Annotated in this window: 1 protein-coding gene; it reads right to left on the bottom strand. The window is 67.9% G+C overall.

Annotation, left to right across the window (positions count from 1 at the left end; all coding sequences use genetic code 11):
• On the bottom strand, nt 1-520 hold a 520-nt coding region (locus tag QWZ14_RS28960), incomplete at its 3' end, for an IS5 family transposase (protein WP_290320541.1).
• Between the last annotated feature and the right edge of the window lie 69 nt (nt 521-589).

Raw genomic sequence — 589 nt, 5'->3', positions numbered from 1 at the left:
GCCTGCCCCAGGACTGCCGGATCGGCGGTACGGCATCGACCACCTCTTCCAGCATTCTGCTGTCATGCACGTTGGCCCCCGTCAGGCGAACCGCGAGCGGGATGCCGTTGGCATCGGTGAGGATGTGGCGCTTCGAGCCCGGCTTGCCCCGGTCCGTTGGGTTCGGCCCCGTCTGCGCACCCCCCTTTTTTGCCGCAACCGACGCGCTGTCGAGGGCGGCGCGCCGAAAGTCGATGACGTTGTGTCGTCCCAGGCGGTCGAGGAGTGCACGCTGGAGCCGGTCCCACACGCCAGCCTCCTGCCAGTCACGCAGGCTGCGCCAGCACGTCATGCCGCAGCCGCAGCCCATCTCCTGGGGCAGCATCTCCCACGGAATGCCCGACTGCAGAACGAAGAGGATGCCGGTCAGGGCTGCACGGTCGGGCAGGCGAGGCCGGCCGCCCTTCGGCTTCAGCGGCTCTGACGGCAACAGCGGCTCCACCACCGCCCAAAGCGCATCAGGGACAAGGGGTCTGCTCATGCCACCCAGAACGCGCCAGACCCCGTTCTGTTAGCCTGGATAATTCGTGAGGCCGACAGCAAGCGTCGG

It is taken from the genome of Paeniroseomonas aquatica (assembly GCF_030409335.1).
GTDB lineage: Bacteria > Pseudomonadota > Alphaproteobacteria > Acetobacterales > Acetobacteraceae > Belnapia > Belnapia aquatica.
The sequence above is the reverse complement of the archived record's forward strand: the minus strand, read 5'-3'. Positions and strand labels throughout refer to the sequence as shown.